The organism is Flavobacterium sp. RSSB_23, from assembly GCF_051547145.1.
In the GTDB taxonomy this organism is placed as follows: domain Bacteria; phylum Bacteroidota; class Bacteroidia; order Flavobacteriales; family Flavobacteriaceae; genus Flavobacterium.
Genome location: NZ_JBPTTO010000003.1, coordinates 109842 through 130457 on the forward strand (window position 1 = coordinate 109842; position 20616 = coordinate 130457).

General features: G+C 33.4%; 17 protein-coding genes. 8 read left to right on the forward strand and 9 right to left on the reverse strand.

Going from position 1 to position 20616, the window contains the following annotated elements:
• The first annotated feature begins 534 nt into the window (after positions 1 to 534).
• On the forward strand, positions 535 to 1365 hold the full coding sequence (locus ACSVH9_RS07235) for a M57 family metalloprotease (RefSeq protein ID WP_438063129.1): 831 nt from the start codon (positions 535 to 537) through the stop codon (positions 1363 to 1365).
• An 86-nt stretch (positions 1366 to 1451) separates the two neighbouring features.
• Here the strand turns inward: ACSVH9_RS07235 and ACSVH9_RS07240 are convergent, their stop codons facing one another.
• A complete protein-coding gene (locus ACSVH9_RS07240) occupies positions 1452 to 1709 on the reverse strand; it encodes a hypothetical protein (protein WP_438063130.1) in 258 nt (85 codons plus the stop codon).
• 399 nt (positions 1710 to 2108) lie between these two features.
• On the opposite strand from ACSVH9_RS07240, the gene rpsA reads away from it, so the two are divergent.
• Both rpsA and ACSVH9_RS07250 read left to right on the forward strand, forming a co-directional pair.
• Positions 2109 to 3884, forward strand: a complete 1776-nt coding sequence (gene rpsA / locus ACSVH9_RS07245; protein ID WP_159685152.1) for a 30S ribosomal protein S1 — start codon at positions 2109 to 2111, stop codon at positions 3882 to 3884.
• Between the two features lie 154 nt (positions 3885 to 4038).
• Complete coding sequence (locus ACSVH9_RS07250; RefSeq protein WP_438063131.1) at positions 4039 to 4590, forward strand: fasciclin domain-containing protein; 552 nt, start codon at positions 4039 to 4041, stop codon at positions 4588 to 4590.
• Positions 4591 to 4724: 134 nt separating this feature from the next.
• Here ACSVH9_RS07250 and ACSVH9_RS07255 read toward each other — a convergent pair whose 3' ends face one another.
• The 3 genes from ACSVH9_RS07255 to ACSVH9_RS07265 all read right to left on the reverse strand — a co-directional run bounded on the left by ACSVH9_RS07255 (position 4725) and on the right by ACSVH9_RS07265 (position 7199).
• The gene (locus ACSVH9_RS07255; RefSeq protein WP_438063132.1) at positions 4725 to 5369 is read right to left on the reverse strand and encodes a response regulator; all 645 of its coding nucleotides are present in this window, start codon (positions 5367 to 5369) and stop codon (positions 4725 to 4727) included.
• Positions 5353 to 6021 (reverse strand): sensor histidine kinase, encoded by a 669-nt coding sequence (locus ACSVH9_RS07260; RefSeq protein WP_438063133.1) that lies wholly within the window; start codon positions 6019 to 6021, stop codon positions 5353 to 5355. The genes ACSVH9_RS07255 and ACSVH9_RS07260 overlap by 17 nt, the downstream gene beginning before the upstream one ends.
• A 749-nt stretch (positions 6022 to 6770) precedes the next feature.
• Complete coding sequence (locus ACSVH9_RS07265) at positions 6771 to 7199, reverse strand: hypothetical protein (RefSeq protein ID WP_438063134.1); 429 nt, start codon at positions 7197 to 7199, stop codon at positions 6771 to 6773.
• A 254-nt stretch (positions 7200 to 7453) separates the two neighbouring features.
• Here ACSVH9_RS07265 and ACSVH9_RS07270 point away from each other — a divergent pair, with 254 nt between their 5' ends.
• The 3 genes from ACSVH9_RS07270 (at position 7454) to ACSVH9_RS07280 (ending at position 9382) form a co-directional block, all read left to right on the forward strand.
• Positions 7454 to 8050 carry a DUF2589 domain-containing protein gene (locus ACSVH9_RS07270; RefSeq protein ID WP_438063135.1) on the forward strand — a complete coding sequence of 199 codons (597 nt, stop codon included), beginning with the start codon at positions 7454 to 7456 and terminating at the stop codon, positions 8048 to 8050.
• Positions 8051 to 8120: 70 nt separating this feature from the next.
• A complete protein-coding gene (locus ACSVH9_RS07275; protein ID WP_438063136.1) occupies positions 8121 to 8825 on the forward strand; it encodes a hypothetical protein in 705 nt (234 codons plus the stop codon).
• A gap of 2 nt (positions 8826 to 8827) precedes the next feature.
• The gene (locus ACSVH9_RS07280; protein WP_438063137.1) at positions 8828 to 9382 is read left to right on the forward strand and encodes a hypothetical protein; all 555 of its coding nucleotides are present in this window, start codon (positions 8828 to 8830) and stop codon (positions 9380 to 9382) included.
• Between the two features lie 105 nt (positions 9383 to 9487).
• Here ACSVH9_RS07280 and pheT read toward each other — a convergent pair whose 3' ends face one another.
• On the reverse strand, positions 9488 to 11908 hold the full coding sequence (pheT, locus tag ACSVH9_RS07285) for a phenylalanine--tRNA ligase subunit beta (protein ID WP_438063138.1): 2421 nt from the start codon (positions 11906 to 11908) through the stop codon (positions 9488 to 9490).
• A gap of 264 nt (positions 11909 to 12172) precedes the next feature.
• On the opposite strand from pheT, the gene ACSVH9_RS07290 reads away from it, so the two are divergent.
• The gene (locus ACSVH9_RS07290) at positions 12173 to 13678 is read left to right on the forward strand and encodes an aldehyde dehydrogenase family protein (protein WP_159685162.1); all 1506 of its coding nucleotides are present in this window, start codon (positions 12173 to 12175) and stop codon (positions 13676 to 13678) included.
• A gap of 89 nt (positions 13679 to 13767) precedes the next feature.
• Entirely contained in the window at positions 13768 to 14142 is a 375-nt protein-coding gene (locus ACSVH9_RS07295) for a DUF779 domain-containing protein (protein WP_438063139.1), read from the forward strand.
• A gap of 1 nt (position 14143) precedes the next feature.
• Here ACSVH9_RS07295 and ACSVH9_RS07300 read toward each other — a convergent pair whose 3' ends face one another.
• The 4 genes from ACSVH9_RS07300 to ACSVH9_RS07315 all read right to left on the reverse strand — a co-directional run bounded on the left by ACSVH9_RS07300 (position 14144) and on the right by ACSVH9_RS07315 (position 20610).
• Positions 14144 to 15067, reverse strand: coding sequence for an AraC family transcriptional regulator (locus ACSVH9_RS07300; RefSeq protein ID WP_159685168.1), 924 nt, complete (start codon positions 15065 to 15067; stop codon positions 14144 to 14146).
• Positions 15068 to 15143: 76 nt separating this feature from the next.
• On the reverse strand, positions 15144 to 16007 hold the full coding sequence (locus tag ACSVH9_RS07305) for a bestrophin family protein (protein ID WP_300978021.1): 864 nt from the start codon (positions 16005 to 16007) through the stop codon (positions 15144 to 15146).
• A 17-nt stretch (positions 16008 to 16024) separates the two neighbouring features.
• Positions 16025 to 17326 (reverse strand): TolC family protein, encoded by a 1302-nt coding sequence (locus ACSVH9_RS07310; RefSeq protein ID WP_438063140.1) that lies wholly within the window; start codon positions 17324 to 17326, stop codon positions 16025 to 16027.
• Positions 17327 to 17514: 188 nt separating this feature from the next.
• Positions 17515 to 20610: an efflux RND transporter permease subunit gene (locus ACSVH9_RS07315; protein WP_438063141.1), complete on the reverse strand. Its 3096-nt coding sequence runs from the start codon at positions 20608 to 20610 to the stop codon at positions 17515 to 17517.
• Positions 20611 to 20616 lie beyond the last annotated feature (6 nt).

Sequence of the window (20616 nt, forward strand, 5' to 3'; positions counted from 1 at the left end):
TTAGGACATATTACATTTTTATTAAATCTAATGAAAACTAAAAGTAAGAGTTGGGGACTTACGTTTTAAACTAAACAAAATGAACTAAATGAATTTTATTGCATTCTTAATTAATTAGTTATCATTTGTGTTTGAACCAAAGTTATTAAAATATTTGTAACAATATACTTATTGAATTTTATTTCAATACTCAGCTACAAGTTCCTTAGAGTTATTTTATTTTATGGAAGAAAATGATTATTCGATTTACTTTTTATTTTTCTGTTTTATAAAAATATGTTTTTAGTGGATGGTATCCTTATAATTTCTTTTTAGGTGTTTAATGGCTTGATTTTGATTTATTTACTCTCAATTGTTGATTTTACTGATGTTTTGCTAAAATACTGATAAACATTTACTTAACTAAATCATAATGTTTTGTTAAATTATTCGTTTTTATCAGTTTTATAATACTAATAATATTTAGTTTTGAGTATAATATTTTGGTAGAGCCCCCTCAAAATCAACCTATTAACTAACCTAAAAAATTAACAAATGAGAAAATTAAAAACAATTTTCGCAGTGTCATTAATTCTATTGACACTATTCTCTTGCAACAAAGAAGATGATACTAATTCATTAAACCAAGAAGCTACTAAAATTACCCCTGAAATTTTAGGAAAAATTAGCTCACTTTCACTGAACAATAAAGACGTAAAAGTGGTTAAAAACACCAAATTAGATGGTACTACCGAAGATGCCTTTTTGATTGAAGGATGTATCCTTATGACCAAAGAACAATTGGACAAAATGGAACTACACGGTGGGATAACTACAGAACAGTATCGTACGAATAATTTAGTGTCTGCACCAAGAACTATAAGAGTTGTTGGTCTTACAGGTACAGGTACTAGTGCTTTATCTAGCAGAATGCGTAGTGGATTACAAGCTGCAATTAATAGATACAACAGTCTAGGGTTGTCACTTACTTTTACACTTACTTTTAGTTCAAGTACTACTGGGGCTAATATTGTGGTAAGAAGACAAACAGGTTCCGCAGGTGGTGTAGCTGGTTTCCCTTCTGGAGGGTTGCCTTTTAACACTGTAACATTGTATTCAGGATTGGATAGCTATTCTACTGGTGTGAATGCACACGTATCTGCACACGAAATCGGGCATTGTATAGGTTTGCGTCATACCGATTGGTTTAGCCGCCAAAGTTGTGGATCTAATCAAAGTGAAGGAACAGCAGGTGTTGGTGCCGTCTTAATTCCTGGAACTCCTTCTGGTTATGATGCTACATCTTATATGAGAGCTTGTTTTAGCGGAAGCGAGACAGGTGCGTTCAACAGTAACGATATAACTGCTCTTAACTATTTATATTAGAGATTGATTGGGGGCTTTATCAAAATTAATAAAGGCTGTCTCGTATTCTTGAGACAGCCTTTTTTTATTTGAATATCTAAATAAGATTACAATTGTTCATCAGTAGCACCAACTTCCTTAATTTGATCTAAGATGTTGGTTTGATTAGGAGAAATGTAATTTTTAGGTTCACTAGTAGGTTCTTTCTTGAAAAGTAGGTCTAGCGCATTGTATAATTTTAATAAAACGTCTCGGTCTTGTTTATCGATTTCCACCGCACTATTAAAATTAAATACGTAATTGTTGGAGTTACGTACTTCTACTTTTATGGTTTTTGGGGTGATTTTGAATTTAACGATGTCCATGTTTACTAATTTTGCCTAAAGCAAAACTAAATAAAATCAGTTTATCAATACTATAAAATTGCTGGTAATGTGATTTTTTAATGTGGCTCGTTTTCCGATTGTTTTAAATTTGCATATGTAATTGTTTGATTTTTATGATTTTATTGTAGTTTTTGAGCAAATTAATTTATAAAGCAGTTTTTATGTTTTACTTTCTTTCTCGATGTTAAAATCCTTTTCTAAATTGTACTAAATATCTAAGGTTAAATATTTTGCCATATTGATTAAATGTTTTACTTTTGCGCACCTTTTGGTGGATAAGAGTTTCCTTTAGGTATCAACTATTTATGTAAAACAACTTCTGTTTTTTCTCTCGCTTTAAGAAACTCAAGAAAAACAGAATACAAATTTTTTATCAGCATGTCTGAACAATTAAAATCACAAGAAGAGTTTTTAGCAAATTTTAACTGGCATAACTTCGAAGAAGGTATCGATGCAGTAGATGAGAAAAACTTATTAGAATTCGAAGAACTAGTATCAAAAACTTTCATCGCTACAGATCAAGAAGAAGTTGTTGAAGGAGTAGTTGTTAGAATTACAGATAGAGACGTTATCGTTGATATCAATGCTAAATCGGAAGGTGTTATTTCATTAAATGAATTCCGTTACAACCCAAATTTAAAAGTTGGAGACAAAGTAGAAGTATTAATTGACATCCGTGAGGACAAAACTGGTCAATTGGTATTATCTCACAGAAAAGCTCGTACTATTAAATCATGGGATAGAGTTATTGCTGCAAATGAAACAGGTGAAATCGTTACTGGTTTTGTAAAATGCAGAACTAAAGGTGGTATGATCGTTGATGTTTTCGGAATTGAAGCATTCTTACCAGGATCTCAAATTGATGTTAAACCAATTAGAGATTACGATGTATATGTAAACAAAAACATGGAATTCAAAGTGGTAAAAATCAACCACGAATTCAAAAACGTTGTAGTATCTCACAAAGCGCTTATTGAAGCGGATATTGAAGTACAGAAAAAAGAAATCATCGGTCAATTACAAAAAGGACAAGTATTAGAAGGTGTTGTTAAAAACATTACTTCTTATGGTGTGTTTATTGACTTAGGTGGTGTTGATGGATTAATTCACATTACTGATCTTTCTTGGAGTAGAATCAACCACCCAAGTGAAGTTCTTGAATTAGACCAAAAATTAAACGTTGTAATCCTTGATTTCGATGATGAGAAAACAAGAATTCAATTAGGATTGAAACAATTAAACGCTCACCCATGGGATGCTTTAGATGCTAACTTAACTGTTGGTGACAAAGTGAAAGGTAAAGTAGTAGTTATCGCTGACTACGGTGCTTTTATTGAAGTAGCTGAAGGTGTTGAAGGTTTAATCCACGTTTCTGAAATGTCATGGTCTACTCACTTACGTTCTGCACAAGATTTCGTGAAAGTAGGAGATATCGTTGAAGGAGTTATTTTAACTTTGGATAGAGATGACCGTAAAATGTCATTAGGTATCAAACAATTGACTCAAGATCCTTGGACTGACATTACTTCTAAATACCCAGTAGGTTCCAAACATACAGGTATCGTTAGAAACTTTACAAACTTTGGTATTTTCGTAGAATTAGAAGAAGGAATTGATGGATTAATCTACATCTCTGACTTATCTTGGACTAAGAAAATCAAACACCCATCTGAATTTGTAAATGTTGGTGAAAAATTAGACGTAGTTGTATTAGAATTAGATGTTGACGGACGTAAATTATCTTTAGGTCACAAACAAACTACTGCTAATCCTTGGGATCAATACGAAGATTCATTCGCTGTAGGAACTATCCACAATGGTGAAATTTCTGAAATCGTTGACAAAGGAGCTACTGTAGAATTTGGAGATGATATCGTTGCTTTCATTCCTACTCGTCACCTTGAAAAAGAAGACGGTAAGAAATTGAAAAAAGGCGAATCTGCAGATTTCAAAGTAATTGAATTCAACAAAGAATTCAAAAGAGTAGTTGCTTCTCATACTGCTATCTTCCGTGAAGAAGAAGAAAAAAATGTGAAAGCTGCAACTGAAAATACTTCATCTGCTTCTACTAATGCACCAGCTGCAACTTTAGGAGATAACAATGATGTATTAGCTGCATTGAAAGCTAAAATGGAAAAATCAGAGAAAAAATAATTTCTAGATTTTCTAAATAACAAAGCCTCGCAATTAGCGAGGCTTTTTTTTGACCTATTTCTAGTGTTTTATTTTTTTTCAAAAAAAACGCTTCTTTTAAAACCATATTCTACTTTACTTCGTAAATGTCTATATAACTTAAAATATAGATATTATGAAAACTAGAAATTTTTTATCAGTTGCATTTTTTACAGTAGCCGTTTCTGTTACCTCTTTTGCTCAAAAGACAGTAATGGTGGGTGGAGCGCCAATGTATCCATCCAAAAATATTGTTGAAAATGCAGTTAATTCTAAAGACCATACTACTTTAGTTGCAGCTGTTAAAGCCGCAGGTCTTGTAGAAACTTTGCAAAGTAAAGGATCTTTTACCGTTTTTGCTCCAACAAATGCAGCCTTTGATAAATTGCCCAAAGGCACAGTAGAAACATTAGTAAAACCTGAAAATTTAAAAATGCTACAAACTATCTTAACCTACCATGTAGTTGCTGGCAAAATGAATGCTGCTGATATAGCCAAAGCGATTCAATTGGGGAATGGAAAAGCAATGCTAAAAACAGTTAGTGGCGGAACCTTAACTGCATGGATGGAAGGTAGTGCTCTGTACTTATCAGATGAAAATGGCACCAAATCAAAAGTAACCATCGCTGACGTAAATCAGTCAAACGGGGTTATACACGTTGTTGATACTGTAGTTTTGCCCAAATAATAATTTTTAGTTTTTTATAGTTAGTTGTTTTGTTTAGTTGTACTTTATTCAAATAAAGTGCAAAAAAATCCCAATTCGTTTTAAATGAATTGGGATTTTGTATTTAAACTTTTCGCTAAATTTTTTGATTTCCTCTATATGAAAACAATTTTATTTTTTATGGCATACAATACTAATCCAATTCTAGTTTTGATTTCTAATTTTTCGAATAGGGATTCTCTGTAGCCATCGATTGTTTTTGGACTAAGGCACATTTCGTCTGCAATTTCCTTATATGTTTTTTCACTACAAGCTAGTTTTAAGAAAATGAGTTCTTTTTCTTTTAAGATGATTTTTTTACTATCACTATCAATTCGATTAATTAGGATTGAAGAGACTAGCTCAGTAAAATAAAAACCTTTCTCAATTACCGCAATGATTGCTTCATGAAAAATTTTTGGTGTAGTGTCTTTGAGCAAATATCCTTTGGCTCCATTGGTAATCATTTTTATGATGGTTTCATCGTCATTGTTTACTGAGAGCGCTATAACGTTCAAGTTGGGTTGGTTTTCCTTTATCCATTTTATGGTGCTTAATCCGTCTAAAATAGGCATATTCACATCCAAAAGCACCAAATCGACTACAGTGTCGGGGTTTTCTTGAAGATGATTAATAAATTCTTTACCATTTTCGAAGCTGTTTACCACTTCAAAATCTTCAAAACTGTTTATTAATAGTTTTAGTGACTGGGAAAACAGTAGATGATCATCTACAATAATTATTTTATTGGTAGTCTTCATGGTTTGTGCTTAAAGGATAAATTAACTTAATTGAGGTGCCCTTATTGTTAGAATTTATATCTATTGATGCACCAATAAGCTGAGCTCTTAGTTTCATGTTGTTCAATCCAGAACCGGTAGATAATTCATTGGTATTATATCCAATTCCGAAATCTGTTAAGGTTAACAGGAAATGATCTTTTGAAGTTTGAATGGTGATTTCAAAGGTTTCACTATGCGAATGTTTTAAACTATTGTGAATGGCTTCTTGAAAAATTCGGTAAATAAACAATTCGTGTTCAAAATTTATTTGTGGTGAAATACCATCCCAGTTCAAGATGCACTTGATTTTTTTTAGCTTTTTAATTTTATCTAAATCTAACTGTATTGCCTCAATGAAATTGCATTGTAAAGTATTCTCTTTATTAATTATTCTAGATAAAATTCTAATTTCATCTAAAGCGTTTGCAATGATGTCTTTTAAATCAATAAGTTCTTTAGGTTTGACAATCTTTTTTTCATCATGTAGAAATAAGTTGAGCTGCATTATGGCAACAGATAAAATTTGACCAATATTGTCATGAAGTTCTTTGCTAATTTCTGACAGGGTTTGATCTTTGATTTCTATTCTAGTTTTTACTAGTTCGGATTGAAAGTAATGTTTGGACTTCATTTGTTCAATTAAAAAAGAATTCTTTTTCTTTGAAAAATAGAAGAACAAAGTCAGTAGTATAACAATTAGTGTAAAGAAAACTATACTAAGTGAAATTATTAATAGTTGTATCTCTTTTCGCTCCATAAAAATCCGATGATAAAACAGCTGTTCATTAATAGATTCAATATAAAAAGCACTAGGCTAAATATTGATTCATCATTTTTTATTAAAAACCATTTTATGGCCAGCATAAAAGGTAAGAAAGGGACGTGAAAAAGTAAAATTCCAAGGATAAACCAAAAGTAAATGGATTTCTTGAAATTGAGTATTTTTTCGGAGTTAAAGATTTCAATAAAATAACAACACGATAAGAGCAAAACAAAAACTACTCCAAGAGCAAAACTATTGGTGAACACCGTATCGTTTTGGTACTGAAAATAGTAGAGATTAAAAAAGTAGAATACATAGAAGAAAATCAAGAAGCAAATAGCGATTCTTTTACACGCTAATTTTCGTAAAAGTGCATAAAGCAATATGATGTAGGCACTGAAACTAGCTAGCATATAGAAATTATAGACAGAGAAATTAATTAATCCTGTCCATAATGTAAAATATTTGCCCACAAATTCTGTTAAAAATGAAAATACAATGATATACAATATAAATTTAGCTTTATTATTAGGCAATTTGTAATAGAATCGAAATCCTACCAAACTTGATAATAAAGCTAAATAAATAATATAAAATCTTAAATCTGCAAACATTTATTAGATATATGTGATTGGAGGAGGGTTACCAATTGAGCCATAGTTTAATGGTGCAATATTCAAAGAATCATCAATTTCTATAGACTTCTCTGCTTTTGCAGCTACTTTTGTTTTTGTTATTTTTTTTGTACCCGTAGGCGCTAGAAAAAGTGTCGTCAACCCAGATTTTTCAGCATATTTTTTATCTTCAGGATAAGCTCCAAAATGAAACCGTATTCCATCAATAGTGTATTTTTGTTTTTTTGCCTCTGCTTTTATGTACTTGATATAGTTTTCTAGTTCTTCGATGGAAAACCAAATAGCATTTGCATCTTCTTTTTTTATGGCTTCTTTGATCAAAGGATATCTGGTCTTGTTATAATTTTCATTTAGCAATTTAGCAAATTCCTTGGTAATAAGTTGTTTTGGTTTTCCGAGATTTTGTTCCATAATGTTTTTTAGTTAAGGTTAATTTTTTTTAAAAGGTAACAGGACAAAACTATTTTAATTCTTGAGATATGACAAGGGGAAATTTCCCCTTTTTTTTAGGGTAAATTCAAAACGCAAAATAGGGTGTCTTTACTCTTTTGTACAAACTTGTTATGACTCAACTTTGTATCAATCCATTTGGTGCACAAAATGGAGAGGTGGAATCTGAAAAACCTTATAAAGAGAGTAAGAGTTAAATTTTAAAAATAATAAGTATGTCAAATTTAGTCGCAGAATTAAATAGTTTAGATTTTAGTGTTTACATTGGTGGACCTTTGCAAGCAGCTGTTCAAGCTCAAAACGCAGCCTCTATGGCACAAGTTAGTTTTATACAATCTATCGGATTTGAAGAGGGTGCTTCTCCTACTGATCCAAAAAAATTACGTTATGTAGATTTTAACTACTCAAAATCAGTTCCAAATCCGGATTATGATGCTGCTGCAACAACGGGTCCTAATAGCATTAAGTTTCTTGAGAAAGAAGTAGAAATTAAAGTTCCGTTCTTGACGATGTTGTCTATTCCAAGTATCAGAATTGAGGAGATGACCATTGATTTCAATGCCAAACTTACTTCTACTGAGACCAAAAGTGTTTCTAGTGAGTTTGCTGCAAGTGCTGAATTGGGTATTAACTACAAAATTGTCAATTTCAAAGCTTCTGCTTCATATAAGAGAACTTCGGTTACTGGTTCCAATGTAGAGAAAACCTATAACCTTGGGGTTCACGTTCGCGCTGTAAATGATGAAATTCCAGCTGGATTAGATCGAATCTTAACTATGCTAGAAGATAGCATTACGAGTGTAAACGAGTAATAATATTAAAATAGATTGGCTTTCTATTGATAAGTAATAGAAGCCAATCTATTTAAAAAAATCAAATACTATGATAAAATTGAATGATTACTTAGGAAGTATTGTGGCTAGTTTTACCAATGCTAAAATAATGTCTGACCTTCAAACTGTAAAATTGGCTGAAGAATATGCAAAACACGATTATTTGAAACATTTTTCAATTCCAAGAATGCGAATTGACGATGTTGAAATGACAATTCCAATTGCCTTAGATGAAATTGAAAACATCTCAAAACCTCCAGTAATTGGTTTTGATAGTCTAAAGATTAACACTTTGGTTTATAGTTTTCTATTAGAAAAATTTGGAGTCTTAAAAATCACAAAAGAGCCCTCCAGATTGTTGCAAACGGAAACAGCTAAACAAGTTGGTGTTTTAGAAAAACAAATCAAACTAGCCAATAGTCACGATCCTGTTTCGGGTTTTTCAAAAGAAATCGTAGTCTATTTTTTAAGGATAATCGAGAAGTATGCTTTGGTGAACAAAGAGGTATTAGCCAAAATGAACATTGATTTGTTTATTAAAGATTTGATTACTGTTGTAACCAAAGAAATTACTATTAATAAAGAAGTTGAAGCTTTGGCCAATCTTAATATTGTTGTTGAAGCCAATAAATTAAGGGAACTTAAGTCTGAAAATTTGATTTTCATTAAATTGAAAATTTCTGAAAATGGTATGGAGTGGAGTAGATCTGAAAATGCAAATGGAGAAATCGAATCAAAATTATTACCAGAATAGCGATGAAAAAATCAACATTGAATCTAGTTAGTGTTCTAAAAAACAATTTGTTAGAATTCCCAAAAATAACTAGAAGTCTAGAAAATAAGGATCCGTTTTTTGTTGAGAAATTATCAGCATGGATCCAAAAAAACGAGGAAATATTTAGCACGTATACTATTAGCGAGGTTTCTGAATTATCAGGTTTGTATAGTAAATTGTTGATTCCAAGGTTTTCTGATACTAAAAATATTTCTTTTAAGAAAGCACAATTAAAAGCCGCTTCGGAGATATTATATGATTTACAAAGCTTGGTATTGACCGTTTTGAAACCCTTTGAATTGAAAGTTGAAGAATGTAGAGAATTGGTGAAACAGATATTATTGATCATCAGTCAAGCACAAGTGGTAAAGTACGATGCTAATTTACCATTTGAAAATTTTGTAGATACCATTTGGAAATTTACCCTATCGAATGAACAATTGAAGGCAGGAGCAATAAAATTAAAAACAATGCTAATCATGTCCGATATTCAAATGCTTATTGCAGAGGAAATTGATCTTGAAGATTTTTCATAAGTTAACTATTATATGTTTTTGATACTTAACTACAATATGATTATATATAAATAAAAGCGGTTGATGTAATAAACACCAACCGCTTTATATTTTCTTATTTAGAGATTATCTCAAAACTGCTCCAAGTTCTGTTTCAAAATTCTTTTGCAATTTAGACATGATTTTATCAATCTGAGCGTCTTCTAAAGTCTTTGCAGTATCTTGAATCGTAAAACTTAGGGCGTATGATTTTTTACCTTCGGGTAAATTTGACCCAGCATAAACATCAAACAAGTTGATTTCTTTTAGCAATGATTTTTCTGTTTGTCTTGCAATTTTATAAATTGCATCGTAAGAGATTTCGTTGTCTAATAACAAAGCCAAATCCCTACGAACTTCTGGATATTTTGGAATATCGGTGAATTTAATTTTGCTTGACACTAATTTTAAAACAAGTGCCCAATTGAAATCGGCATAAAAAACTTCTTGTTTGATTCCAAAATGTTTTAGAATTGACTTTTTAACTACACCAAATTCAACTAAAGTTTCTTGACCTAATCCAAAAGCAATTCCTTCTGAAAAAACATCAGCAGTTACGGGAATACAATTGGTTTTTTGAATTCCTAATTTTTCTAAAATTGCAGTAACAAAACCTTTAAATAAAAAGAAATTAGATGGTTGCGATGCTTGTGTCCAACTCTCTTGATTTCTATTTCCAGTTTGGAACAAAGTCAAATGTTTGATTTCTTCGTAACCAGAAGGGTAGTTGTGGTATGATTTTCCGAATTCAAATAGTTTCAAATCGGCATTTTTTCTGTTGATATTGTAAGCCAATGCTTCTAATCCTGAAAACAACAAGGATTGTCGCATTGTTGCTAAATCACTGCTTAATGGATTTAGCATGGTCACATTGTGTTCTTCTTTTAGTACCGTTGAAAGTTCTGCATAAGCAGCAGTAGTCAACGAGTTAGCCATCATTTCATGAAAGCCTTGTGCGTTCAATTGTGAAGCAATGGTGTTTTGAACTTTATAATCTTCTGTTCTTGGAGAATTGGCTACAGAAGCATTGATTTTTTTGGATAAACTAATATTGTTGTACCCATAAACACGAAGAATTTCTTCGATTACATCTATTTCTCTTTGAACATCAACACGATAGGAAGGAATTGTTAATCCCAAACCAGCATCAGAAACACTATTTACTTTTATTTCTAAAGAAGCCAAAATTTGCTTGATAGTATCTTTTGGTAATTCTTGACCAATGATTTTAGCAACTTTGCTAAAGTTTAAGAAAACGGTAAAGTCTTCTATTTTCTTTGGATATACATCCACAATATCAGATGTAATTTCTCCACCAGCAACTTCTTGAATCAAAAGTGCCGCTCTTTTTAAAGCATATTCTGTGATGGTTGGGTCTATTCCACGCTCAAAACGGAAAGAGGCATCGGTGTTTAATTGATGTCTTTTAGCAGTTTTTCGAACGCTTACTGGGTTAAAGTAGGCACTTTCAAGGAAAATTGCTGTTGTGTTTTCGGATACACCAGAATTTTTTCCTCCAAATACACCAGCGATACACATTGGTCCTTTGTCATCACAAATCATTACATCTTCTTCATGCAGAGTTCTTTCAACATCATCAAGAGTAGTGAATTTTGTTCCTGTAGGCAACGTTTTTACCTGTACTTTTCCGTTAATTTTGTTAGCATCAAAAGCGTGAAGAGGTTGTCCTAAATCGTGTAAAACATAATTGGTTACGTCAACAATGTTGTTTTTCGGATTGATTCCTATCGCTTTTAAGCGATTTTGTAACCACTCAGGCGAAGTTTTTACGGTAATTCCGGATATCGTAACCCCGCAATATCTTGGTACTAATTTGCTCTCTTTTACATCAACATCTATTTTTAAAGTACGTTTATCAACTCTAAAATTACTAACAGATGGTGTGATTAATTCTACGTTAACACCACTTTGTAACATTCCTGCTCTTAGGTCTCTTGCGGTTCCAAGATGACTCATAGCATCAGCACGGTTAGGTGTTAATCCTATTTCAAAAACTTCGTCATTTTCAATTTTAAATACTGTGGCAGCTTTAGTTCCTGGAACCAAAGTTTCATCTAAAATCATAATTCCATCATGACTTTCGCCAAGACCTAATTCATCTTCTGCGCAAATCATTCCGTGACTTTCTTGCCCGCGTATTTTTCCCTTTTTTATGGTAAATGGATTTCCTTCTTTATCATATAAAACCGTTCCTATAGTGGCAACAGGTACTTTTTGTCCAGCACCTACATTGCTTGCTCCACATACAATTTGAACAGGCGTTCCATCTCCTAAATCTACTGTAGTAACCTTTAATCTATCAGCATCTGGGTGCGGTACACAAGTAAGTACGTGTCCTACTACAATGCCTTCTAAACCTCCTTTTACAGATTGGTATTTGTCTACAGTTTCTACTTCAAGTCCTAAATCTGTTAGTAATGCTGCTGTTTCTTCAGAATTCCAATCAATCTTAATGAATTGTTTGAGCCAATTATATGATATCTTCATTTGTCATTTTTAATAAGATTGCAAATATAAGGATTGCTATTTTGAGATAGAAACATTTTTTTTGGTTTTTACTATTGCTTTGTTTGTGATAGTTATGCGGTTTAAATTGTAGTATGTATAAAAAATTGATATATAAAAAATGATAAATAAAAAATAAATACATAAAAAATACACATATGCTAATTTTATGCTACTATTTGAAATAATTGTGCTATTCTGGTGATGACAATCGGATTACTTTTGAACAAACTAAACTTTTTAATTATGAGTAATATAGCACAAAGACCTACGTTTAAGGCAAAGTATGACAATTACATTGGTGGAAAATTCATTGCTCCAACAGCTGGAAATTATTTTGATGTAATTTCTCCCATAGATGGTAAAGTATTTACTCAAGCGGCACATTCGACTAAAGAGGATTTGACTTTAGCAATTGATGCAGCCGATGAAGCATTTAAAACTTGGGGAAAAACTTCGGTAACAGAACGAAGCATAATTTTGAATAAAATTGCGCAAGTTATAGAGGATAATTTAGAGTATATAGCAACAGTAGAAACTATTGATAATGGCAAAGCAATACGAGAGACTCTTGCTGCTGATATTCCATTGGCCATAGACCACTTTAGATATTTTGCAGGGGTTATTCGTGCTGAAGAAAGTTCAATTAGTGAATTAGATGCTCAAACGGTATCCATAGCTTTAAGTGAGCCTTTGGGGGTTGTTGCTCAAATTATTCCTTGGAACTTTCCTATTTTGATGGCTGTTTGGAAATTAGCTCCAGCACTTGCAGCTGGTAATACAGTAGTTTTGAAACCTGCCGAAAGTACACCTATTTCTATAATGGTACTTATGGAATTAATTGGGGATTTATTGCCTCCTGGAGTTGTGAATATTGTGAATGGATTTGGGGCTGAGTTGGGAAGAGCATTGGTAACAAACAAAAAAGTTTCTAAAGCCGCATTTACAGGTTCAACTGCAACGGGGCGTTTGGTGATGCAGTATGCAACTGAAAATATTATTCCTGTAACTCTTGAACTTGGCGGAAAATCACCAAATATTTTCTTCCCTTCTGTGGCTGATGCCGATGATGAATTTTTTGATAAGGCAGTAGAAGGGGCGGTAATGTTTGCCTTGAATCAAGGCGAAATTTGTACGTGTCCTTCTAGATTGCTAATTCACGAAGCAATTTATGACCGCTTTATTGCAAAAGTTATAGAAAGAACTGCTGCAATTAAATTAGGACATCCGCTGGATAAATCGAGTATGATGGGGGCTCAAGCTTCTATAATTCAAAAAGAAAAAATCATGTCTTATTTGAAATTAGGTAAGGAAGAAGGCGCTGAAGTTTTAATAGGAGGCGATGAGAACAAACAAGAAGGAGAGCTTGAAAACGGATATTACATTCAACCTACTATCTTTAAAGGGCATAATAAAATGCGCATTTTTCAAGAAGAAATTTTTGGTCCTGTTCTAGCGGTAACTACATTTAAAACTACCGAAGAAGCTATTGCCTTGGCTAATGATACTATGTATGGTTTAGGAGCAGGAGTGTGGACAAGAGATGCTCATGAAATTTACCAAGTACCAAGAGCGATTAAAGCTGGACGTGTCTGGGTAAATCAATATCATGCGTATCCCGCAGGAGCGCCATTTGGTGGATACAAGCAATCAGGTATTGGTCGCGAAAATCACAAAATGATGTTAGGACACTATCGTCAAACAAAAAACATGCTGATTTCTTACGATAAAAATAAATTAGGCTTCTTTTAGTATAATTGGAATATTGATTATTGGTTAATCAAAAACCTGGCGTTTTGCTTTTGTAAACGTCAGGTTTTCTTACTTTAAATGAACGAATTATGATAAAGCGAATTACGGCTACTGCAAGTGCTATTGAAATGATTACAATTTTGAAAGAAAAACACGGTGAACTAATGTTTTATCAAGCAGGAGGATGTTGTGAAGGGACACAACCTCAGTGTTTTGAAAAAGGAGGCTTCTACCTGCGAACAGGTGATGTATGTATTGGAACTATTGAGAATACTGAGTTTTGGGTTGATAATGATTTGTTCCAATACTGGAAACACGCTCATTTTACACTAGATTTAATTGATGGTTTTGGTGCTGGTGGGTTTTCCTTAGAAACTCCAATGAAAAAGACATTTCGAATTGAATACCGACTTTTTACCGCCGAAGAAACTCAAAATTTAGAACCTTTGCTGTTTATGGAATAAGCTAGTTTGCATATAACAATTGATATTGTTTTGGTGTTATTCCTTCATACTTTTTGAATAGGCGAGTGAAGTAATTAGCATCCTCAAAACCTGATAAATAGCACACTTCATTAATTTGGATGGTCTGATTTTTTAGTAGTTGTTTCGCGCATTTTATCTTTTCGTTCAAAACAAATTCTATTGGACTCATTCCTAACTCTCTTTTAAATAATCGATAAAAAGACGTACTGCTCATACACGATTGTTCGCTCAGCTTTTTTAAACTCATGTTTCCATTCAAATTTAATCGAATGTATTCTACTGCTTGAGCGATAGAGTTATTAGAGTCTTGAATTTTTCCTTCTTCAAAAGATTTTACGGTTTGAGTTTGAATAATCCGAATTAGCAATTCTTGTAACGTCAAATCTGCCAAAACATCTTTAGTGATTGCTGTACTCATACATTCTTTGACCAATTTGTTGATTGTCGTAGCTAATTCGATATTATTATAGAAAAAATAGTTTTGATAGTTCAATTGCCAAAACTGATTACTTCCTTCTTTTGGGTAACGCTCATTCAAAAAATGCAAAGTTTCTTTGATTTTGCTTTGGTCAATTGCTAAAGCTAAACACTGCGTTGGGTTGTTTTTGGAAGCATCTGGGAAGTCGATTTTCATTTCAACATTAGACGGAATTACTACTGTTTCGCCTGGTAAATAGTCAAAGCTTGGGTCATCAAACAAGTGCATAATTTTTTTACCACGAAGCATACTCGTTACAACCAAATCATTGAATTTTAAAGGAACCAATTGAGAAGATTCATAGGTTTCGAAAATGTTCAATTCACAGTGATTCAGGGAATATACCGTTCTATTCTCAACTAAAGTCTTTAGCGACTTTTCATTCGTGAGACTAGGAGGAATCAATAAGGCTCGATTGGTTTTCATAGAAATGCTTTCAAAAACAGAACTTTAAATTTAAGGAAAATAAGTTTTGAAATTTGAAACACACTAAAAAAAACTATTACAACAACTCCTCAATATGTTTTTTAATGTTGGAAGCAATCTTTGCAGTTGGCAAATCATTCGCATCAGAACCAAAGGGGTCCTCAATTTCTTCAGCAATCAATTCTAAACTTGCCAATACATAAAAAATAAAAACGACTACAGGAACTACATAATACCCTAAGCTAAAAACATAACCAAAAGGCAAAGTAAGCACATAGATGAAAATGAATTTCTTGATAAATGCACTGTAAGAATAGGGGATAGGGGTGTTTTTTATGCGTTCGCAAGCACCACAGATATCAGTAAATGATTGAATTTCGTTATTTAGAATAATCAGCTGATTGCCAGTTATTTTTTTAGAAATATACAAATCATTGATTTTTTGAAACAGCATTTGTGCTATTTGATTAGGACGGTGTCTATGATGGTCAATTTCTAAATCTACATCATCAAACAGTTGTTGTGCGGTTTCTTCGTCATTGAGATGCTTTTGCAAAATCGAAGCATAACCAGGAATCATTTTTCTAAAAAACACTTTATCCTTTTCGTCTTGCAAAATAGCAGACAATTTAATAGCTAGGTTTCTACTATTATTTACTAAACCACCCCACATTTTTCGACCTTCCCACCATCTATCATAGGCTGTATTGGTTCGGTATGCTAGTAACAACGAAATTACGAATCCCAGCATACTGTGCATCATTGAGATGTTTTTGACGTGACTATCATCGGGTAAATGCCAATATTCAATTTCTAAATATCCTATCGCTGCCGAATAAGCACCAATCAAAAACATAATAGGTGCTAGTTTTCTAAAGGTATCACCTTTACTAAAGAAAAATATAAATTGAATCCAATTTTTGGGGTTATAGGAAGTCATTTTGGTAGAATGAAAAATTAATACGCAATATTTCCTGCCAATTCTTTTAGCGCAATTTCAGATAATTTCGCTTGGTATTGTGCATTGCTATTTCTAACTCTTGCATTTACATAATTCAATTGAGCGGCTCTAAATTCGATGGTAGTTATGGTACCAATTTTTAGTTTATCAATTGTAATAGCAAGATTTTGTTTGGCAATCGCTTCGTTATTTTGCTCCAAATTAATCAATTCTAAATTGGTCAAATACGTTTGATAAAAAGTAGACAGTTGCGATTCTAACAATTGGGATTGCTGTTCAATAGCAAGTTTTGTGTTTTCTAATTCGAGTTTGGCTATTTTTTCATTTCTATTTTGGGCAAAACCGTCAAACACGTTTAAGGTTGCTGAAAAACCATAATTCAATCCTCTAGCAGATGATTCTCTCGTGAATCCCAAACTCGATTCGGTGTTTTGAAAATTGTAACCTGTATTCAAACTCACTACAGGATATCTAGCAGCTTTGACTTGTTTGAGTTGCAATTCCGAAACATTTTTGGCAATGATTTGCGTCTGTAATTGTGGATTTTGTTGTTTGGCAAGTTCTATCAAAGTGGGGAGTAAAAGTGTATTGTCAACTTTAATTTCATCCAAGATTTTAAATGCAGTTTTGGGGTCTCTTGCTAAAATTTGATTCAATTTTATTTTAGTATTTGCAAACAATTCCTGTTGTCTCAACAAGGTCACTTTATCGGTATTCAAATCCACTTGAGCATTCAAAACCTCTAATTTAGACGCTTTTCCAATTTTAAAACGGTTTTCGGCCAATTGCAATCGTTGCGTCGAAATCAATAAGGTACTATCAATCGCCATAAGCTGCTGCTGTTGTTGTACCAAATCAAAGTAGGTTGCATTCACCTCAGCAATTTTAATCAAAATAGTTTGTTTCAATCTAGTTTCGCCTAACTGTTGTAATTTCTTTAACTGGTCGTATCTAGCAAACATTCGCAATCCGTCAAAAATGGTCCAATCCAAGCTCACACCATAATTCAGACTATTGTTTTTGGCATTTTTTAGCGAGTTTACTTGCCCCGTTTGCAAGGTTTGAGAACTATTCTGAATTCGGTTATTATCCACCACCGAAGCCGTTACTGATGGCAACATTCCAGCATTTCCCTCAGACATATTAACCTTGTCTATGTTCAGGTTATTGTTGGCAATTTTTATTTCAAAATTATTGTCCAAGGCTATAGCCACCGCATCTTTTATCGTCAAAACTTCTTGAGCGTTTCCTAAAACACTACCAAGCAATAACAAAAACGCAATTATATTTTTTTTCATTTCTTATTTTCAACTACCAATTAAATTCTAATTTTCTAATTCAAGGAGCACCACATCTGTTTTCAAAACACGATTCCTCCCGCTATCCGCTATATCTTTTTTTATTTTTGAAAAGAAAAATAAAAAAAAGGATGCCGCTACTATCGGGGCTATACGAGACTTCTCTTTTTAATAAGACGAATCAACGACTATTTCGATTCGGCTTCGTATTCTGCAATATGGTCAAATTCAGGATAATGTTTTCTGGCTTTAGACCACATCAAATACAACGCTGGAATTACAAATAAAGTCAATACCAACGAAAAAATGGTTCCTCCAACAATCACGACTCCCATACCAATTCTACTAGTCGAAGCTGCTCCAAGTGACAAAGCAATTGGTAACGCTCCTAACGAAATTGCCAAACTCGTCATCAAAATAGGACGCAAACGCGCTTCAGAAGCTTCCATAATCGCTTCAAATTTCGGTTTGCCTTGTTCTCGTAATTGATTCGCAAATTCTACAATCAAAATACCGTTTTTAGTCACCAACCCAATCAACATTACGGTTCCAATCTGACTGAAAATATTCCAAGTTTGATTGAATAACCACAACGAAAACAAAGCTCCAGCAACCGCCATCGGAACAGTCAAAATGATAATAAACGGGTCAATAAAACTTTCAAATTGTGCTGCCAAAATCAAAAATATCAAGATTAAAGCCAATCCAAAAGCAAAAGAAGTATTCGAACTACTTTCTACAAAATCTCGAGATTCTCCACCTAAGTCAGTCGTAAACGTATCGTCCAAAACTTTGGCTTTGATTCTATTCATCGCTTCAATTCCTTCGCCCAAACTTTTGCCTGGCGCTAATCCCGCCGAAACAGTGGCCGACATATAACGGTTGTTGTGATACAATTGCGGCGGATTACTTTGTTCTTGAATAGTCACCACATTGTCCATCTGAATCAATTCTCCTTTGTTGTTTTTGACAAACATAGAGGTAATATCAAGTGGTTTGGTTCGGTCTTCTTGGTTGAATTGTCCAATGACTTGGTATTGTTTTCCGTTTTGCATAAAATAACCAAAACGTTGTCCGCTCAACGAAAGTTGTAAGGTTTGTGCAATATCCAAAACCGAAATTCCTAGGCTTTCTGCTTTTTCTCTGTCGATGGTAACGGTGACTTCAGGTTTATTGAATTTCAGGTTCACATCCGTAATCGCAAAAGTGGAATCTTTAGCGGCTTCTTCCATAAACAATGGAATTTTCTCTTCTAATTTTTTAAAGTTTGGCGCCTGAATAATGTATTGAATAGGCAATCCTCCACGACGGTTCACCGCAATGGTTGGTTGCTCAATAACCGCAGTTTTTGCTTCAGGAAACTGTTTGGTGATTTTGGTTAATTGTTCTGCAATTTCCTTTTGAGAACGCTTTCTTTCTTCTGGTGCTTTTAAGGCAATACGAACACGTCCACTGTTCACCGTAGAAGCTCCAAAACCTGGTGATGTTATAATAAGCGAAACATTTTTCTCTGGAATGGAATCGTCTACAATTTTAGAGACTTCCTGCATAAAACGGTCCGTATATTCATAAGAAGCGCCTTCTGGAGTAGTCATTGACATCACAATGGCACTTCTGTCATCATAAGGAGCTGTTTCTTTTTTCAAAAGTGAAAAGAATAGGTAAATCAATCCAAAACAAGCAATCAAAATAGGGAAGCTCAACCATTTCTTTTTCATAAAACGGCCCAATGATTCTGCATAGTTGCTGTTTAATTTTTCAAAATAAGGTTCGGTCATCAAATAGAATTTGGATTTCTTTTGAACCCCACCTTTCATTAAATAGGCATTTAGCATTGGAGTCAAAGTCAAAGAAACAAAAGCTGAAATTAGTACTGCTGCACCAATCACCACCCCAAATTCCCTAAACAATCGACCTACGAAGCCTTCCAAAAATATTACAGGAAGAAATACTGCAGCCAAGGTAATCGAAATTGAAATTACCGCAAAAAAGATTTCATTCGACCCTTTTATTGCTGCTTCAATAGGTGACATTCCTTCTTCTACCTTTTTGAAAATATTTTCGGTTACTACAATTCCGTCATCAACTACTAATCCTGTTGCCAACACAATCGCCAACAACGTCAATACATTAATCGAAAATCCAAAAAGCCACATAATAAAGAATGTTGCAATCAAGGAAACAGGAATATCAATCAACGGACGGAAGGCAATAGCCCAATCTCTAAAGAACAAGTAAATAATTAAGATTACCAGAATGATAGAAATACCAAGGGTTTCAGCTACCTCAACCACCGATTTTTTTACGAAAATCGTACTGTCAATGGCAATGTTCAATTTGATATCCTTTGGTAAATCTTTTTGTAAAGAGTTATAGACTTTATAAAACTCTTTTGAAATATCTAAATAATTGGCTCCTGGCAGCGGAACAATAGCCACACCCAATAACGGAAGCCCAGATTGACTCATTTTGGTCTCTAAATTTTCAGCACCAAGTTCAGCATTTCCAATATCACTAAAACGGACAATTCTATCGCCCTCACTTCGAATGATGATATTATTGAATTCTTCAGGTTTAGAAAGATTACCAACTGTTTTTACTGTTAAATCAGTGTTGCTTCCTGTAAGTTTTCCTGAAGGTAATTCTACGTTTTGTTTATTAAGAGCGGTACGAACTTCTGCAACAGTACACCCATAAGCTGCTAATTTTACTGGGTCAATCCACAAACGCATAGCGTATCTTTTTTGTCCCCAAATCTGTACACCACTTACACCAGGAATTGTTTCCAGACGTTGCGCAATTACATTTTCGGCAAAATCGCTTAATTCTAATGCGTCTCTGGTATCACTTTGTACCGTCATTGAAATAATGGATTCCCCATTGGCATCAGCTTTAGAAACTACAGGAGGAGCATCTATATCTTGTGGTAAACTACGAACGGCTTGTGATACTTTGTCACGTACATCATTGGCAGCTTCTTCTAAATTTTTACTCAAATCAAATTCAATAGTAATGTTACTACTTCCTTGTATACTCGAAGAAGTTACATTTCGAATCCCATCTATAGAGTTTATGGCTTTTTCTAAAGGTTCAGTAATTTGAGATTCGATAATATCTGAATTCGCTCCAGTATAATTCGTTCTCACCGATACTTGAGCAGGGTCGATAGAAGGGAATTCTCTAACACCCAAAAAACTGTAGCCAATGACTCCAAACAAAATAATAGTTAGATTCAAAACTATCGTTAGAACGGGTCTTTTTATGCTTATGGTGGATAAACTCATTTGTTT

Coding starts and splice junctions, on each gene's coding strand:
- ACSVH9_RS07240 (WP_438063130.1), bottom strand. CDS start 1,709: ATGGACATCGTTAAATTCAAAATCACCCCAAAAACCATAAAAGTAGAA.
- ACSVH9_RS07310 (WP_438063140.1), bottom strand. CDS start 17,326: ATGAAAAAAAATATAATTGCGTTTTTGTTATTGCTTGGTAGTGTTTTA.
- ACSVH9_RS07280 (WP_438063137.1), top strand. CDS start 8,828: ATGAAAAAATCAACATTGAATCTAGTTAGTGTTCTAAAAAACAATTTG.
- ACSVH9_RS07295 (WP_438063139.1), top strand. CDS start 13,768: ATGATAAAGCGAATTACGGCTACTGCAAGTGCTATTGAAATGATTACA.
- ACSVH9_RS07260 (WP_438063133.1), bottom strand. CDS start 6,021: ATGAAGTCCAAACATTACTTTCAATCCGAACTAGTAAAAACTAGAATA.
- ACSVH9_RS07255 (WP_438063132.1), bottom strand. CDS start 5,369: ATGAAGACTACCAATAAAATAATTATTGTAGATGATCATCTACTGTTT.
- pheT (WP_438063138.1), bottom strand. CDS start 11,908: ATGAAGATATCATATAATTGGCTCAAACAATTCATTAAGATTGATTGG.
- ACSVH9_RS07305 (WP_300978021.1), bottom strand. CDS start 16,007: ATGACTTCCTATAACCCCAAAAATTGGATTCAATTTATATTTTTCTTT.
- ACSVH9_RS07275 (WP_438063136.1), top strand. CDS start 8,121: ATGATAAAATTGAATGATTACTTAGGAAGTATTGTGGCTAGTTTTACC.
- ACSVH9_RS07300 (WP_159685168.1), bottom strand. CDS start 15,067: ATGAAAACCAATCGAGCCTTATTGATTCCTCCTAGTCTCACGAATGAA.
- ACSVH9_RS07270 (WP_438063135.1), top strand. CDS start 7,454: ATGTCAAATTTAGTCGCAGAATTAAATAGTTTAGATTTTAGTGTTTAC.
- ACSVH9_RS07235 (WP_438063129.1), top strand. CDS start 535: ATGAGAAAATTAAAAACAATTTTCGCAGTGTCATTAATTCTATTGACA.
- ACSVH9_RS07250 (WP_438063131.1), top strand. CDS start 4,039: ATGAAAACTAGAAATTTTTTATCAGTTGCATTTTTTACAGTAGCCGTT.
- rpsA (WP_159685152.1), top strand. CDS start 2,109: ATGTCTGAACAATTAAAATCACAAGAAGAGTTTTTAGCAAATTTTAAC.
- ACSVH9_RS07265 (WP_438063134.1), bottom strand. CDS start 7,199: ATGGAACAAAATCTCGGAAAACCAAAACAACTTATTACCAAGGAATTT.
- ACSVH9_RS07290 (WP_159685162.1), top strand. CDS start 12,173: ATGAGTAATATAGCACAAAGACCTACGTTTAAGGCAAAGTATGACAAT.
- ACSVH9_RS07315 (WP_438063141.1), bottom strand. CDS start 20,610: ATGAGTTTATCCACCATAAGCATAAAAAGACCCGTTCTAACGATAGTT.